The sequence below is a fragment of the Micromonospora foliorum genome, from assembly GCF_022229015.1.
In the GTDB taxonomy this organism is placed as follows: domain Bacteria; phylum Actinomycetota; class Actinomycetes; order Mycobacteriales; family Micromonosporaceae; genus Micromonospora; species Micromonospora foliorum.
The window spans coordinates 1-1,180 of the sequence record NZ_JAKKFF010000524.1; the positions used below are offsets into that span (position 1 = coordinate 1).

The 1,180-nt window shown below is 75.4% G+C and carries 1 protein-coding gene and 1 pseudogene; both read left to right on the forward strand.

Annotation, left to right across the window (positions count from 1 at the left end; translation table 11 throughout):
- Positions 1–547 (forward strand): annotated as a pseudogene (locus tag PSH25_RS29250) (hypothetical protein); the annotation flags it as partial.
- 59 nt (positions 548–606) lie between these two features.
- A partial coding sequence (cobU, locus tag PSH25_RS29255; protein WP_238662084.1) for a bifunctional adenosylcobinamide kinase/adenosylcobinamide-phosphate guanylyltransferase occupies positions 607–1,180 on the forward strand: 574 nt, incomplete at its 3' end.

Sequence of the window (1,180 nt, forward strand, 5' to 3'; positions counted from 1 at the left end):
CGACGACGGAGGTGCGAGCACCTCGGGACCCACGCCCAGCGGCACCCCGGGCGCCAGCCGTACCGCGTCCGCCGCGCCGACCGGGCCTGTCGGAGGGACCGACGCGCCGACCGCCGCCCCGGATCCGCGCACCACGACACCGGGCGGCACACCGACCGGTACGACCAGCAGCCGACCGACGCCCAGCCGCACCCCGTCCAGCCGGCCCAACCCGTACACGGCGGCCCAGGCGTGCGGCAGCGGCTACCAGGTGATCGACTCGGCGACGCTGACCGGCGGGGACGGGCAGCGCAAGGGCCGGGTCTTCCTGCTGTACCACGCGGGCACCGGCACCAACTGCGTGGTCACCCTCAAGGACACCGCGGTCGGCGCGAAGTCGGCGGCCTCGGCGTACCTGGAGGTGCAGGGGCGGGCGCGCAGCACCGACAGCGGGTCCTTCGACTACTACGCCGGGCCGGTGCGGGCCACCGCCGCCGGGACGTGCGTCAAGTGGGGCGGCTCCACCGGCGGGGCCAGTTACGGCAGCGGGTTCGAACACTGCGACTGAACGACCGGGAGCACCGGGCCGGCAGGCACCGCAACCCCGGGCGGCCTTAAGGTACGGGCATGTCCGTAGACGGGTGGAACACGGTCCTGGTGCTCGGCGGTATCCGGTCCGGCAAGTCCGAGTTCGCCGAGTCCCTGGTCACCGACGCGCCGGTGGTCCGCTACGTCGCCACCGCGCCCGAGGGCGACCCGGAGGACACCGAGTGGGCGACCCGGTTGGCGGCGCACCGCGCCCGGCGCCCGGGCAGTTGGACCACCGAGGAGACCACCGAGGATCCGCGCCGGCTGGCCGACGTGCTCGAGTCCGCCGAGCCCAACGAGATGGTGCTCGTCGACGACCTGGGCGGCTGGGTGACCGTGCTGCTCGACCCGGACCACCAGCCCGCCGACGACGTGGCGACGATCGCCGAGCTGGCCGAGGCGATCCGCGGGTGTGCCGCCCGGGTGGTGCTGGTGAGCCCCGAGGTGGGGCTGTCGCTGGTGCCGACCACCCCGCTGGGCCGGGCGTTCACCGACGCGTTGGGCGCGGCCAACCGCGCGGTCGCCGACGCCTGCGACGCGGTCGTGCTTGTCGTCGCCGGTCAGCCGGTCTGGCTCAAGCCGGTCGCCACCGCGACCGCGCCGGCCGCTCCCG